At 63.6% G+C, this 14833-nt stretch carries 11 protein-coding genes; 8 read left to right on the top strand and 3 right to left on the bottom strand.

Annotation, left to right across the window (positions count from 1 at the left end):
* Positions 1 to 97 precede the first annotated feature (97 nt).
* Both AC6I1W_RS00790 and AC6I1W_RS00785 read right to left on the bottom strand, forming a co-directional pair.
* The gene (locus AC6I1W_RS00790; protein ID WP_004809284.1) at positions 98 to 772 is read right to left on the bottom strand and encodes a response regulator; all 675 of its coding nucleotides are present in this window, start codon (positions 770 to 772) and stop codon (positions 98 to 100) included.
* Positions 769 to 2004 carry a sensor histidine kinase gene (locus AC6I1W_RS00785; protein ID WP_284950590.1) on the bottom strand — a complete coding sequence of 412 codons (1236 nt, stop codon included), beginning with the start codon at positions 2002 to 2004 and terminating at the stop codon, positions 769 to 771. Before AC6I1W_RS00785 ends, AC6I1W_RS00790 begins: the two co-directional genes overlap by 4 nt.
* 55 nt (positions 2005 to 2059) lie before the next feature.
* Between AC6I1W_RS00785 and AC6I1W_RS00780 the strand changes: the two genes are divergently transcribed.
* The 8 genes from AC6I1W_RS00780 to clpB all read left to right on the top strand — a co-directional run bounded on the left by AC6I1W_RS00780 (position 2060) and on the right by clpB (position 12356).
* Positions 2060 to 3454: an Nramp family divalent metal transporter gene (locus AC6I1W_RS00780; RefSeq protein WP_284956411.1), complete on the top strand. Its 1395-nt coding sequence runs from the start codon at positions 2060 to 2062 to the stop codon at positions 3452 to 3454.
* A 58-nt stretch (positions 3455 to 3512) separates the two neighbouring features.
* On the top strand, positions 3513 to 4022 hold the full coding sequence (locus tag AC6I1W_RS00775) for a flavin reductase (RefSeq protein WP_065673536.1): 510 nt from the start codon (positions 3513 to 3515) through the stop codon (positions 4020 to 4022).
* Between the two features lie 28 nt (positions 4023 to 4050).
* The gene (locus tag AC6I1W_RS00770) at positions 4051 to 4995 is read left to right on the top strand and encodes a fructose bisphosphate aldolase (RefSeq protein ID WP_284950560.1); all 945 of its coding nucleotides are present in this window, start codon (positions 4051 to 4053) and stop codon (positions 4993 to 4995) included.
* Between the two features lie 164 nt (positions 4996 to 5159).
* On the top strand, positions 5160 to 5909 hold the full coding sequence (locus AC6I1W_RS00765; RefSeq protein ID WP_065673534.1) for an HAD-IIB family hydrolase: 750 nt from the start codon (positions 5160 to 5162) through the stop codon (positions 5907 to 5909).
* A 246-nt stretch (positions 5910 to 6155) separates the two neighbouring features.
* Positions 6156 to 7184, top strand: a complete 1029-nt coding sequence (locus AC6I1W_RS00760; protein ID WP_497743511.1) for a carbohydrate ABC transporter permease — start codon at positions 6156 to 6158, stop codon at positions 7182 to 7184.
* Entirely contained in the window at positions 7181 to 8080 is a 900-nt protein-coding gene (locus tag AC6I1W_RS00755; RefSeq protein ID WP_065673532.1) for a carbohydrate ABC transporter permease, read from the top strand. The genes AC6I1W_RS00760 and AC6I1W_RS00755 overlap by 4 nt, the downstream gene beginning before the upstream one ends.
* 102 nt (positions 8081 to 8182) lie before the next feature.
* Entirely contained in the window at positions 8183 to 9547 is a 1365-nt protein-coding gene (locus tag AC6I1W_RS00750) for an ABC transporter substrate-binding protein (protein ID WP_218837195.1), read from the top strand.
* A 235-nt stretch (positions 9548 to 9782) separates the two neighbouring features.
* Positions 9783 to 12356, top strand: a complete 2574-nt coding sequence (clpB, locus tag AC6I1W_RS00745; RefSeq protein WP_270236205.1) for an ATP-dependent chaperone ClpB — start codon at positions 9783 to 9785, stop codon at positions 12354 to 12356.
* 84 nt (positions 12357 to 12440) lie between these two features.
* On the opposite strand, the gene AC6I1W_RS00740 is transcribed toward clpB, so the two are convergent.
* Positions 12441 to 14606 carry a LamG-like jellyroll fold domain-containing protein gene (locus AC6I1W_RS00740; RefSeq protein WP_065673529.1) on the bottom strand — a complete coding sequence of 722 codons (2166 nt, stop codon included), beginning with the start codon at positions 14604 to 14606 and terminating at the stop codon, positions 12441 to 12443.
* Positions 14607 to 14833: the final 227 nt, after the last annotated feature.

Here is a 14833-nt window from a genome sequence, read left to right as displayed (position 1 = left end):
CACACATCAGTCCCGGGAACGGTTCCCGCTCTCCTACTGCAGGAGGACCCAGCTCGTCCGCAGAAGGACCGGGCTGAGGCCCCTCATGTCCGAAAGGTCAGCGGCCGGGCCGAACCAGTCCGGCGTCGTAGGCAGTGATGACCATGGAGACCCGGTCGCGCAGGTTGAGTTTGGACAGGATGTGCCCGACGTGGGTCTTGACGGTTGTCTCGGCCAGGTAGAGCCGCTCGGCGATCTCGGTGTTCGTGAGCCCTTCGCCGACGCAGGTGAGCACTTCGCGCTCCCGGTCGGACAGCGAATCTATGAGCTTGGGGTCGGTCATCGTCGGCGCACCCTCCCCCTGACGAGGGATGAAGCGTTCGATGAGACGACGGGTGGCCGACGGGGCGACGACCGAGTCGCCGTCACGAACCGCTCGGATGGCAGCCAGCAGTTCCGTCGGACCGGCGTCCTTGAGCATGAATCCGGACGCTCCGGCGCGCAGGGCAGCATGGACGTACTCGTCAAGGTCGAAGGTCGTCAAGACGAGGATCCTGGCCTCAGTGTGGGCGGCCATGATCTTCTCGGTGGCGCCCAGGCCGTCGAGGATGGGCATTCGGATGTCCATGAGGACGACGTCGGGGGACAGCTCATCGACGAGGGTGACGGCTTCGGCGCCGGTGTTGGCCTCCCCGACGACGGTCATGTCGGGCTGGGCGTCGAGGACCAGACGGAATCCGGCCCGAACCATCTGCTGGTCATCGGCTAGGAGGAGTCGGATCGGGTCGGTCATGGCATGGTCCTTCGGGGCTCGGACTGACGATTACTGAATGATTGATGGGTGGGGATGACGCCGTGGACTCGGAACCCGTGGTCCGGGCGACTCCCCACCTCAAGGGTGCCACCCCAAGCGGACATACGTTCGCGCATTCCCACCAGGCCGTGCCCTGCCCCGTCGGCCCGCTCGATGCCAGTCACCCCGGCTCCTCGTCCGTCGTCGAGGATCTCCAGGGTGACGTCGTCGGGGTGATGGCTGACGATGACCTGGGCAGTGGCGGCAGGACCGCCGTGCTTGAGGACGTTGGTGAGGGCTTCTTGGGCAACGCGGTAACAGGCCAGCTGGGCGCCCTGGGAGAGGGGTTCGTGGCATTCCGGGTCTCCTTCGACCCTGAGGTCGATGGACAGCGCTCCCTTCATCTCCTCGACCAGACGAGGAATGTCGTCAAGGCCCTGGGTGGGTGCGAGTTCGGGGTCGGAGTCGTCGTCGCGCAGCACCCCGACGAGACGGCGGGTCTCGTCGAGGGCGTGACGGGCGGTCGTGGCGATCGTGTCGAGAGCCTGGGCGCTGGCTGCCAGACGGGTCTCGGCGTCGCCGACCTCCTCGTGGTGGGCGAGGTAGGAGCCACCGTCGGCCTGCACCACGATGACCGACAGGGAGTGGGCGACGATGTCGTGCATGTCCCGGGCGATCTTGGCGCGTTCCTCCTGAGTGGCAAGACGGATGCCCTGGTCGCGTTCGCGTTCCAGGTCGATGGCGCGTTGGCGCAACGCCTCCATGGTCTGGCGACGATCCCGAGCCGCACTTCCGGCGAACCAGGCTGCCAGACAACATGCCATGCACCCGATCGCGATGATGCCGGAGCGCAGCAGCTTCGTATGCGTGTTCAGATCGGACCTGGGGTCGAATCCCCAACTCACCGCGGCGGCGATCGGGGCGACGAAGCACAGTGCGAGCCAGAAGCTGCGCCGTGGTCTCTCGGTCTTCAGCGAGAGTTGGTACAGAATGATGGGTACCAGAACGTTCTGCGGCCACGGGTCGGTCGTCATCGCAAGCTGGACGAGGTGTGAGCCGACCAGTACTGCCGCCGTGATCTCCGGCCTGGTGCGGGCCCACACCCAGGAGGCTGCAACCACGAGGACCAGCACGAGCATCCATATTTCATGGGCAGTGACATGGTCTTGCTGAGCCCAGGACACCACGGTGACCACAACGACGATGAAGGCGAACACCGAGTCGAGGATCATGGGGTGCGCGCGCAACCATCGATAGCCACGACGCAGACGTCCCGGGGGACGACGTGTGGGGACGGAAGTGCTGCTCACCGTTCTGACCCTACGGCCAGAACGGATGAGTCACATCCTTCCGTCGATGGATTTAAGGAGAATCCGACCGGCCGTGACCGTTCAGCTCTCTCCGAAAACATGGCCGTTGGCTGTGGCTCCGCTGGGAGGTCCGCGGCCGAGGGGACATGATTGCGGTGTGCAGAACCGTTCCCGACTGATACGCCTGATGGGCCCGGCCTTCATCGCGGCCGTGGCGTATGTCGATCCCGGGAACGTCGCCGCGAACCTCTCGGCAGGGGCTTGCTATGGCTACCTGCTGGTGTGGGTGCTCGTCATCGCCAACGTCATGGCGATGCTGGTGCAATATCTGTCGGCCAAGTTGGGACTGGTCACGGGCCATTCCCTTCCTGAGCTCGTCGGGGACGCTCTACCACGTCGAAGTAGTCGGCTGGCCTTCTGGTTCCAGGCCGAGCTGGTCGCGGCTGCGACGGACCTGGCCGAGGTCATCGGTGGGGCAGTGGCCTTGGAGCTGCTTTTCGGCCTACCGTTGCTTGTCGGAGGTCTCATTACTGGGGCGCTGTCCCTGGCGATCCTGGCAATCCCGTCTCGTCACGGGCAGCGTACTTTCGAGATCGTCATCATCGGGATGCTCGTGGTCGTCGCCATTGGCTTCACGGCAGGACTGGCCTTCTCGCCCCTGTCGTGGAGCGGGATTGCCTCCGGCATGGTTCCGAGGTTCGAAGGCACCGAAACGGTCATGTTGGCCACATCGATGCTGGGCGCCACCGTCATGCCACACGCGGTGTACATGCACTCCTCACTGGTGCGAGATCGTCACGGGGTGAATGATCGGCCGAGCCAGATCTCCAGACTTCTCAAGGCGACGCGATGGGACGTCGCGGTCTCCCTGGTGTTGGCCGGATCGGTGAACATCGCGATGCTGCTGCTGGCAGCGGCGAGCTTGCAGGGAGTCGAGGGGATTGACGGCATCGCCGAAGCCCACGCGGCCATCAGCTCCTCCCTGGGGTCGACGATCGGGGTCATCTTCGCCATCGGACTATTTGCGTCGGGGTTGGCCTCGACGTCGGTAGGTGCTTATGCCGGGGCTGAGATCATGGCAGGGCTGCTCCACATGAGAGTGCCCATGCTCGTCCGCCGACTCGTGACGATCATCCCGGCCCTCATCATCCTGGCGTCGGGAGCGAATCCGACCAGGGCCCTCGTCCTCAGCCAGGTCCTCCTGAGTATGGGGTTGCCGCTGGCCCTCGTGCCACTGGCGCGGTTCACGGGGGACCGACGCTTGGTGGGTCAATGGGCGAATGGTCGCGTCATGTCCGTCATCTCGTGGACGGTCGTCGTTGCGGTGTCAGCTCTCAACGTCGTCCTCGTCGTCGCGACGATCATGAGGTAAATGATCCCTGAGTGAAACTATCTGGCGTCCTTCGTGAGATTGGTGACAAACTCAGGGCGTGACGACGCCGAACCCCACACCGAGTCCAACTCACGAACTGGCCACTGAGCTGGCGACCGCTTTTCGCGGACATCCTGCCGGCGTGGCAATCCTGACGACGATGGGTGCAGCTGGTCCGGAGGGGCTGACGGTGTCCTCCCTGGCATCAGTATCAGTCGTGCCTGCCGTCGTCTCGGTGTCGATGGGTAATGGCTCGACGACCTTGGCGGCTCTGAAGGAGGGGGCCCGCGTCGTCGTCCACATGCTTGATGCGGACCGGACCGATCTGGCAGATGCGTTCGCGGTACCCGGTGCGGACCACTTCGTCGGAACTGAGTGGATACCCAGCACTGAGGGAGCACCGCAACTGAGTACCCCAGGCCCGGTTTTGCACGGTTTCGTCCAGGCGATGGCCGATACCGGATCGGCCACGCTCATCGCCGTCACCGTTGATCGGATCGACATTGGAAACCGTCGCGCTCCCGGTTTGGTGAGGATGGCGCGAGGATGGCACGAAATACCTCGCTAGACTTTTTTGTCCCGCTTTTTCGGGTACGTTGGAAGACGCCATCGAAGTCGAAGGAGATGTCGCTATGACAGCTACTGATGCGTGCGCCCAGCAGACTGAACGTATGGGAACTGCGCCCGGATTCATTGCCGCTCTGGACCAGTCCGGAGGCTCCACACCGAAGGCTCTCAAGGCGTACGGGGTGGAGCCCGAGGTCTACGGCGACGACAAGGACAAGATGTTCGATCTGGTCCACGAGATGCGGACCAGGATCATCACCAGCCCGTCGTTCACCAGCGACCACATTCTTGCCGCGATTCTGTTCGAGATGACGATGGATCGTGAGATCGAGGGAATTCCCACCGGTGATTTTCTGTGGCAGAAGAAGGGCATCGTCCCCTTCCTCAAGATCGACAAGGGCTTGGCCGACGAGGAGTCCCACGTCCGCGTCATGAAGCCGATCCCCGGTCTTGACGAGCTCCTTCATCGCGCTGTCGAGGAGGAGCACATCTTCGGCACCAAGGAGCGCTCGGTCATTCTTGATGACGACAAGGACGGCATCAAGAAGATCGTCGATCAGCAGTTCGAGCTCGGTGAGCAGGTCCGCGCCGCTGGCTTGGTGCCGATCCTCGAGCCTGAGGTCGACATCCATGCCCCGAACAAGCAGAAGGCGGAGGAGAGGCTCCACAACCTCATTCGTGAGCACATCGACGCTCTGCCTCTCGACGCCAGGATCATGCTGAAGCTGACGATTCCGACGACCGATGACCTGTACACCGATCTCATTGCGGATCCGAAGGTTCTCCGTGTTGTGGCTCTGTCCGGTGGCTACTCCCGTGAGGAGGCCAATGAGAAGCTGGCTCGCAACCACGGACTGATCGCGAGTTTCTCGCGTGCTCTCGCCGAGGGGCTGAGCCACGGCCAGTCCCAGCAGGAGTTCGACGAGACCCTCCGCAGCTCCATCGATTCGATTTACGCTGCTTCGGTGTCCTGACCCTTCGTCGTATGACGGGCCTGCGAGGAAACTCGCGGGCCCGTCGTCGTGTCATGGGATGGATGCCCAGCCTTGGCACGCAGAGTGGCTCCGGTTGGACGCAAACGGCCTCGGAACAGGGTGAACGGTGGTGTGGAGGGCTGTCTGCCTTGTAGAATGCTGCTGTGAGCCCCAAACTCGTCGCGTTCGATCTGGACGACACCCTGGCCCCCTCGAAGACCCGTCTCCCTGAGCCCATGGCGCGCATCCTCTCGCGGCTGCTGGATCACACCAGCGTCTGTGTCATCTCCGGCGGTCAGTTCGGCCAGTTCCGTACTCAGGTCGTCGAGGCCCTTGACGACGTCAATGCCCCTCACCTGGATCGTCTCCACCTGCTGCCCGCCTGCGGCACCCAGTACTTCCGCTGCGTTGACGGAGAATGGCAGCGTATCTACGTCGAGGCGCTGACCGAGGACGAGAAGTCCCGCGCCATCGATGCCGTCGAGACCTGCGCCCGTAACCTGGGGTTGTGGGAGGAGCGCACCTGGGGGCCGAGGTTGGAGGATCGCGAGTCCCAGATCACCTTCTCCGCCCTGGGCCAGCAGGCCCCCGTCGATGCCAAGAAGGCGTGGGATCCCAGCGGTGAGAAGAAGCTCAAGCTCCGCGAGGTCGTGGCGGCGAAGCTTCCGGACCTCGAGGTGCGCGCCGGCGGATCCACCTCCGTCGACATCACCCGCGTCGGCCGCGACAAGTCCTTCGGGATGGGCAAGTTGCTCGCTGCGACGGGCCTGTCCAAGGAGGACGTGCTCTTCTACGGGGATCGCCTCGACGAGCACGGTAACGACTACCCCGTCAAGGTCATGGGCATCCCGTGCGTCGCCGTCACGGATTGGCAGGACACGGCTGACAAACTCGAAAAATTATTGTCTGACTGACAAATTTCATACCTTCACGAAACTGCCTCTCGGCTGCCATGAAATGGTGTCATGACGCCACCTGAAGACCCCGTGTATCACGAAAAAAGGTTCATTTTCGTGATCCTCCCGACGATTTGGCATAAGAGTTCATCTTGGGGTCCGGTCCATGTCATCTGATCATCGAGATGATGACATCTCGGCTTCCTAGTGTCCTTCCCTGGTGCTGCCTGTGAGAGAGCGGCAATGAGACCTCGAGGAGGGCGGGTGAACATCGGAGTCGACGAAGCCGTGCCGGTGGGCGCGACGTCGTCTGGAATGGCGACGTCACCGGCGTCGGATCCAGTGCCGCAAGCCAGGTCGACGGCCACCTCACAAATCACGTCCACAGCCACGCCACATCGAGTGCCCAGACGTCGCCCGAGCCGGAGAATGCGACGGGAGGCATTGCTCTTCCTGGCTTTCGTGGCCCCGAACGCGATCCTCATTGCACTATTCGTCTACCGACCGTTCTTCCTGAACATCTACTACTCGGCTCTCGACTGGACCCTCGGTTCGGCCAATGCCACTTGGGTTGGGCTGCAGAACTACGTCGAGTTCTTCACTCGCGACGCCGGCATTGTCCTGACGACGACCCTCATCTTCACCGTCGCCACCGTCGGATTCTCCATGCTCATCGGCCTCGGGCTGGCCGTCGTCCTCAACCGTCAACTGGTGGGACGTAACGTCGCCCGAGCCGTCGTCTTCGCACCGTACGTCCTTTCCGGTGTGGGGATCGGCATGGTGTGGATGTTCATCTTCGACCCCGTCACCGGCGTCCTCTCCGCGATTCTGCGGGGAATGCACCTTCCGGTGCCGCAGTGGTTCAACAACCCGCATCTGGCCCTGGTCATGGTCATCATCGTCTACGTCTGGAAGAACCTCGGCTACTGCGCGGTCATCTACCTGGCAGCCCTGCAGGGCATTCCGCGCGACCTGCTCGAGGCGGCAGCCCTCGACGGCGCCTCCCGTCGCCGCACCTTCCGCTCAGTGGTCTGGCCGTTGCTGTCCCCGACGACCTTCTTCCTCACCCTGACGACGATGTTGTCCTCCCTGCAGGCCTTCGACATCATCAAGATCATGACCCCGCTGGGTCAGGGCACCTCGACCCTCATGTACTCCTCGTACATCCAGGCTTTCGGGACGTACAACCGCGCCGGTTACTCGGCCGCTCAGTCGACGGTCCTCGTCGTCATCCTGCTCATCCTCACCGTCATCCAGATGCGCTTCCTCGAAAGGCGGGTGCACTACTCGTGAGCTTGAATGCAGCCGTTCGTCGCGCCGACATCCGCCGTTCCCACAAGGTCGACGAGTCGGTCGTGGGGGCCGAGTCCGGTGTCTCCAAGGCCTTCACGGGCTACCTGCCGATGATCCTGGCCGCCCTCATCGTCGTCCTGCCGCTGCTGTGGATGGTGCTGGGATCCTTCAAGACCCCGTCCGAGATCGTTGGCCAGGACGTCGTCTGGTGGCCTCATCACTGGAGTTTCGACGCCTACCGTCAGGCCTCCCGGACCATCGACTTCCCGCAGCTTTTCCTCAACACCGTGATCGTCACTGCCATTGGCGCGACGGTCAAGCTCGTCCTGGCCTGCACCAGCGCCTATGCCTTCGCCTTCCTGCACTTCCCGGGACGCAAGATCATCTTCATCCTGGTTCTCGTTGCCCTCATGGTTCCCGCCCAGGTCTCCCTGGTCCCGAACTACGTCCTCATCTCCCAGCTCGGGGGAGTGAACACCTATTGGGGCATCATTCTCCCCGGCCTGGGTACGGCCTTCGGGACGTTCCTGCTACGTCAGCACTTCCTGTCCTTGCCGGGCGAGGTGATGGAAGCTGCCGAGGTCGATGGTGCAGGCCACATGACCCGGCTGTTCAGGATGGTCATCCCGATGTCAGCTCCCGCGATCGCGACGGTCGCCCTGGTGACGATCGTCGACGAGTGGAACAACTACATCTGGCCGTTGGTCATCACCTCGGACACCTCACGGATGGTGCTCCCGGTGGGGCTCACCGCCTTGCAGGCCGTCGACTCCGACGCCGGCGTCTATCCGATCCTCATGGCTGGTGCCGTGTTCGTCATCCTCCCGGTCCTCCTCATCTTCGTCCTACTTCAGCGATACCTCGTCGCCGGACTCACCCAGGGCGCGGTCAAGTGACCTGCGTCCGCTGACCCAGTGACGCTACCGGTCTTCCTTCCGGCGCGAGTTCCCATCCATCCCCGTTTCACGTTCGACTCGATCCACAAGGAGAGCATCACCGTGTCCGACCTCAATCCCATCAGCCGTCGTCGGCTGTTGACCATGGCGGCCCTCGGGGCCGGAACCCTGGGCCTGGCCGCGTGCTCGGGCCCCTCCGCCGTCAGCTCCTCCAGCAAGGGAGCCTCCAAGGCTGCCGAGAAGGTTGACTACGCCGACGTCAAGCCCGCCACCGACATCACCTTCTGGACCAACAATCCAGGCGGGTCCGGTGACGTCACCAAGAAGATCTGCGACGACTTCAAGGCGAAGGAAGGAATCTCCGTCAAGATCGTCCCGGCCGGCTCCTCCTACGAGGAGGTTGCGCAGAAGTTCCAGACCGCGCTGACCGGCAAAGACACCCCTGACGTCATCATCGGTTCCGACGTCTGGTGGTTCCGCTACTACATGCAGGACGCCATCGCTCCGCTGGACGACCTGCTTAAGGCTGCCAAGGTTGACGTCTCGGCCTACCGCAAGGGCCTCATCGACGACTACCGCTACAAGGACAACCTGTACGCCCTGCCTTTCTCCCGCTCGACCCCGCTGTTCTACTACAACAAGAACCACTTCAAGGCCGCCGGTCTGCCCGACCGCGCCCCGAAGACCTGGGACGAGTGGAGGACCTGGGCCAAGAAGCTGCAGGACGCCAAGACCGGAGCTCAGCACGCCTACCAGTTCCCGTCGGTCACCGACTACGCGGGCTGGACCCTGCAGAACATCCTGTGGGGATACCGCGGCGGCTGGTCCAAGAAGGACTCCTTCGACATCATCTGTGACTCCGACGAGTCCATCAAGGCCCTGACGGTCGTTCGTGACGCGGTCCTCAAGGAGAAGTGGGCCGGAGTCTCCTCCAACGAGTCCACCGACGACATGGCTGCCGGCGCCTGCTCGGCCACCATCGGTTCGACCGGCTCGCTCGTCGGCGTCCAGAAGGCCGTCGGCAACAAGTTCGAGGTCGGCGTCGGGTTCCTGCCCGGTGGACCTGCCGTCGAGAAGCCGGTCTGCCCGACCGGTGGTGCCGGTGTGGCCATCTGCTCTCGCTCCAGCAAAGAGAAGCAGTTGGCCGCCGCCAAGTTCATCGGCTTCCTCACCAATGCCGAGAACACCGTCGATTTCTCCGCTGCCACCGGTTACATGCCGGTCTGCAACGATTCCGACACCTCCAAGCTGCTCAAGGAGAACCCGCTCATCGGTGAGGCCATCAAGCAGCTCGACGCCACCCGTCCGCAGGATTACGCTCGCGTCTTCCTGCCCGGTGGCGATCAGGAGATCGCCAAGGCCATCGCCTCGGTCATCCAGCAGGGTGCCGAGCTGAAGCCGGCCATGACCAAGCTGCGTTCCACCCTCGAGAACATCTACAACACTCAGGTGAAACCCCACCTGTGATCGCGTCTCGACGGCTTCTGAGGCCGCCGCTGTCGCAGCGATGACAATTGGCGACGCCGTGCTGTGAGGTGCGGCGTCGCCGTATTTTGTCGGTGACAAGGGGATTTGGTGGTCGTGACGAGGTGCGTTCCTCTGCTGTCGGCATAGTTGAGTCGATGGAGCTCAACCCTACTTGACTGCGCCGAATGAAGGTCCATACTTGAGTCATAGCAACTCAACTTCAGCGAGGCAGGTAATGGACACCAATCTCACCACGATGAGCCGTGACGCGGTCACCGCCGCCACTCGGCACGCGTTGGCCCACGGGAATCCGTCCGTGGAGCCCTCGCATCTTCTTCATGCTCTTTTCACCATCCCGGACAACACCGTCGGCCCCCTGGTGGCTGGCCTGGGCATCGATCCGCAACGGGTTGACGCCGTCGCAACTACCGCCATGCGTGCCCTGCCGTCGAGCTCGGGAGCATCCGTCGCCCAGCCGCAGCTCTCGGGTGCCCTTGCTCGGGTGATTGCCGACGCACAGAACCGTGCTGAGGCCATGGGTGACTCCTTCGTCGCCACCGAACACCTCCTCATCTCCCTGACGGCGGTTCCCTCCGACGTCCAGAGCGGTCTCGCGGGTCTCGGCCTCAAGCCCGATTCCCTGGCGTCCGCTTTCAACGAGGGACGTGGTGACCGTCGCGTCACCTCCGAGGAGTCCGAGGGCGGAGAGTCCGCCCTGGCCAAGTACTCCGTCGATCTCACCGAGCGCGCTCGCTCCGGCAAGCTCGACCCAGTCATCGGTCGCGACCAGGAGATCCGTCGCGTCGTCCAGGTCCTGGCGCGACGTACCAAGAACAACCCGGTCCTCATCGGCGAGCCCGGTGTCGGCAAGACCGCCGTCGTCGAGGGGCTGGCCCAGCGAGTGGTGGCCGGGGACGTCCCCGACTCCCTGAAGGGTCGCCGGGTCGTCTCCCTGGACCTGTCCTCGATGGTCGCGGGCGCCAAGTACCGCGGCGAGTTCGAGGAACGTCTCAAGGCCGTCCTCAACGAGATCAAGGAGGCCGAGGGGCACGTCATCACCTTCATCGATGAGCTGCACACCGTCGTCGGTGCCGGAGCTTCTGGCGAAGGCGCGATGGACGCCGGCAATATGCTCAAGCCGATGCTGGCTCGCGGTGAGCTGCGGATGATCGGCGCGACCACCCTTGACGAGTACCGCGAGCACATCGAGAAGGACCCTGCCCTGGAGCGTCGTTTCCAGCAGGTCTTCGTCGGTGAGCCCTCGGTGGAGGACACCATCGCCATCCTGCGTGGTCTGCGGGAGCGCTACGAGGCCCATCACAAGGTACGGATCACCGACGGTGCCCTCGTCGCGGCCGCTAGCCTGTCCAACCGGTACATCACCGCGCGTCAGCTCCCTGACAAGGCCATCGACCTGATTGACGAGGCTGCCTCCCGTCTTCGCATGGAGATCGACTCCTCCCCGGAGGAGATCGACACCCTGCGTCGTGAGGTCGACCGCATGAAGATGGAGATCTTCGCCGTCGAGAAGGAGGAGGACCCGGCCAGCAAGCAGCGTCTGCAGAGGCTGCGCGCCGAGATGGCCGACAAGGAGGAGACCCTGCGCGGGCTCGAGACCCGCTGGGAGGCCGAGAAGGCCAGCCTCAACGAGGTCGGCGAGCTCAAGACCCGCATCGATCAGTTGCGCACCTCCGCCGAGAAGTACCAGCGTGAGGGTGACTTCGGCAAGGCCTCCGAGATCCTCTACGGCCAGATCCCGGCCCTGGAGAAGGAGGCTGAGGCGGCTGACAAGGCCGAGGAGAACGGCTCCCGGATGGTCTCCGAGGAGGTCGGCACCTCCGACATCGCCGAGGTCGTGTCCTCGTGGACCGGCATCCCCGTCGGTCGAATGATGCAGGGCGAGCAGGAGAAGTTGCTCCACATGGAGGAGCGCCTGCACGAACGCCTCATCGGCCAGGAGCGCGCCGTCAAGACGGTGTCGGACGCGGTGCGTCGTTCCCGGGCGGGCATCTCCGACCCGAACCGGCCCACCGGATCCTTCCTCTTCCTCGGACCGACCGGCGTCGGCAAGACCGAGCTGGCCAAGTCCCTGGCCCAGTTCCTCTTCGACGACGAGACCGCCATGGTCCGCATCGACATGAGCGAGTACATGGAGAAACACTCCGTCTCGCGCCTGGTCGGTGCCCCTCCGGGCTACGTCGGATACGAGGAGGGAGGTCAGCTCACCGAGGCGGTGCGGCGTCGTCCATACTCGGTCATCCTCCTCGACGAGGTGGAGAAGGCTCATCCGGACGTCTTCAACATTCTGCTGCAGGTGCTCGATGACGGCCGTCTCACCGACGGTCAGGGTCGTACGGTCGACTTCCGAAACACCATCCTGGTGCTGACGAGCAACCTCGGTAGCCAGTTCCTGTCGGATCCGAACCTCGATGACAGGGCCAAGCACGAGGCCGTCATGAATGCGGTGCGTGCGGCATTCCGTCCCGAGTTCCTGAACCGACTCGACGACGTCGTGATGTTCGACCCGCTGTCCCGTGAGGATCTTGCTCGGATCGTCGAGACGAACCTGGCCAAGTTGAACTCGAGGCTCGCTGATCGCAGGATCACCGTCGAGACCACTGATGCCGCCAAGGAATGGCTCGCGACCACGGGATTCGATCCGGTGTACGGCGCCCGGCCGCTGCGTCGTCTGATACAGACCACCATCGAAGACCAGTTGGCTCGCAAGGTGCTCTCCGGTCAGGTGCAGGACGGGGACATGGTCACCTTCGACGTCGCCGCGGACTCCGACGGCCTGACGAGCCGATGACGGGTCAGCCGAGTTTTCGAACCTGTGGGTGTTGGGGCCGTGAGTTCGCGGCCCCAACACCCACAGGTCAGCGATGTGCCGGTCTCAGCGACCGGTGCGCGGCAACCTCGACGGATGCTGAGCGCGGCCCGGGAAGATCGACGGTGCCGTCACTGAGGGCCCAGACGATGGGGCCGCGGGCGACTGGGTCGTCGAGGGTGTCGTTGCCGACGGGGTCGTCGAGGATGCCGTTCCCGACGGGGTGGTGGTAGAGGTCGAGGTCGGCGTCGTGGAGGAAGCCGGCGTGGGAGAAGACTTGGTGGCGCGCGCCGTGAGCCACTGCTCAGGCGTGGTCGGATGGTCGATGAAGCGCATCTCACCGATGAGCCCGAAGAAGCCCTTGTCCATGGCGCCGCCGTAAGTGCTGCCTCCGATGATCCACGGCAGGTCGTCGAAGCCGTTGATGCCGTGGGCCTGCCCCTTGGTGCCGTACTGGTTGCGCAACATGGGTACGCTATTGACGTACATGACGACCGAACCCTCGGCAGGGTCGTCGACGACCGCGATGTGGTACCACTTGCCCAGGTCGACGTCGCCGGACCAGTCAGAGTAGCCCATGCCGACGGGGGCGATGTCGGTGAACGCCCATTGGATCTCCTTGAGGCTTGAGATCGCCCCTGCCATCGGCGGCTCGTCCAGATCACTGTCGTCGGCACCGGGGACGTTGAAGTTCGGCAGGTCGTTGCGCGTGCCGCCTCGGCTCAGGAAGGCGCTCCAGTAGTTGGGGTCGCTGTAGTCCTTGTCGATATTGATGAAGGTTTCGAAGGTGTAGCCCTTCGTGAACCGTTCCTTGTTGATGGGGGCGTCCTTGCTCGTGGCGAAGTACGAGAAGTTGCCCTTGGACGCCGGTACGAGCTTGATGGCCTGCATTCCGGACGAGTAGTTCATGTGATCGTCGACGAGGGCGGCCGAGTCCGGGGCGAGGCCGGCCACCATGAGCTTCATGTCGTTGCCGTTCTCGGTGATGTCCTTCTCGATGAGTTTTCCGTCGACCGACGTCGGCCGCCAGTGCGCCACGGTGCCGGGAACCTTGGGGTAGTCCTGATCGTTAACCGGTGGCACGAGTGGCAGCTCGGCGATCGGGGTAAAAGTCTTCAGAAGATGGTCGCGCAGCGCCTTGGTGGCCGAGGGAACCTCGCCGGTCGGGTGGAAGTCAGCGCCGAAGGAGGCGAACCGGGATGCGAAGTCGAAGTGCGTCGACCACGTGTCGCCGGGCCCCTCCAACAGGGCGCGGTCCAAGGAGTTGGCCTTGGCTCCCTTGAGCGGCACCCACGGTGAGAAGGCCGTCTGCGACAACTGGTTGTGGGTGAAGTCGAACTCCATGAGTGCCATGAGTCCGTTGCCACCCTGGTAGGCCATCTGGTAGTCGAGGAGTTGCTGGAACACCGGCTGACCGGCGTCATTGGTGAGGATGCGGTTCGTCGCTCCGTGGTGGTGACCGTTGATGGTGAGGAACACCTGGTTGTGGGTCTTGACGAGGCGGTCCCAGATGCGCTGGCCGAAGGCGGTCGACAGGGCGGTCCCCTCCGGCGAGATGTCGATGATCTGGTGGGTCGTGATGATTGTCGGCACCGTCGGGTGGGCGTTGAGCACCGACTCGGCCCAGTCGAGGTCGGCAGTGTCGGAACCCCACGGGACGTTGACCGCCATCATCGGTACTCCGGCGACGGAGAATGCGTGCCAGTTGGACAGTCCGCTGGGGCCCATGGCCTTGAAACTGGGTGACGACTTCTGCCGAGATTTCGGGAACCACGTGCGGTAGTACTTGAAGTCGTTAGCGACGTCGTGGTTGCCGGGGATGATCGAGTACGACACCTTGGCGTCGTCCATGATCTTCATGGCGCGGGAGGCGACGACGAACTGGTCTTCGTGGCCATTGCCGGACTGATCGACGACGTCACCCAAGTGGTGAGTCATCTCGATCCGGTAGGTCTTCGTGTTGTCGGCAATCCACTTCGTCTGGCAGTCATACGGGTTGGGTAGTCCGGGGTACTGCTTGGTGAAGAGGTCGGCGGTGGCTACGCCGTATCGTGAATAGAACTGGGTGTCGGGCAGCAAGGCGATGCAGCCACGGATACCGGGCCCATCCTCGACCACCCCGGTGGTGGTGTAAGGGGCAGCGTTGGCTGGCCAGCCCTTGTGAACGGCTACCCCGGCCAGGGTGATGGCGGCCCCGCCCAGGATGAGGTGGCGACGACTGATCGACGACATGTGTATGGCTCCTCGACACTCATGGCTGGACACTCTCCGTCACAGCCGCGCATTTCATCAGAGCAGACGGGCGCGACAGCGGTCCCACGGGTTTGTGAACGCGGGTGGACGAGAGGACGAACAGTCGGTGCGCGCCCGACGGGGGTCGTCCCGGGCGGGCTCGCAACGCTGGACCAGGTCGCAACCGGATCCGCAGGGAAAAGGGTGGCGACGAATAGCGTCGACAG

The sequence above is a fragment of the Cutibacterium sp. KB22876 genome (assembly GCF_059728865.1).
The sequence above is the reverse complement of the archived record's forward strand: the minus strand, read 5'-3'. Positions and strand labels throughout refer to the sequence as shown.

Excerpts from the sequence above, each read along its gene's own strand:
- AC6I1W_RS00785 (WP_284950590.1), bottom strand. The coding sequence starts at position 2,004 with ATGATCCTCGACTCGGTGTTCGCCTTCATCGTCGTTGTGGTCACCGTG.
- AC6I1W_RS00740 (WP_065673529.1), bottom strand. The coding sequence starts at position 14,606 with ATGTCGTCGATCAGTCGTCGCCACCTCATCCTGGGCGGGGCCGCCATC.
- AC6I1W_RS00790 (WP_004809284.1), bottom strand. The coding sequence starts at position 772 with ATGACCGACCCGATCCGACTCCTCCTAGCCGATGACCAGCAGATGGTT.
- clpB (WP_270236205.1), top strand. The coding sequence starts at position 9,783 with ATGGACACCAATCTCACCACGATGAGCCGTGACGCGGTCACCGCCGCC.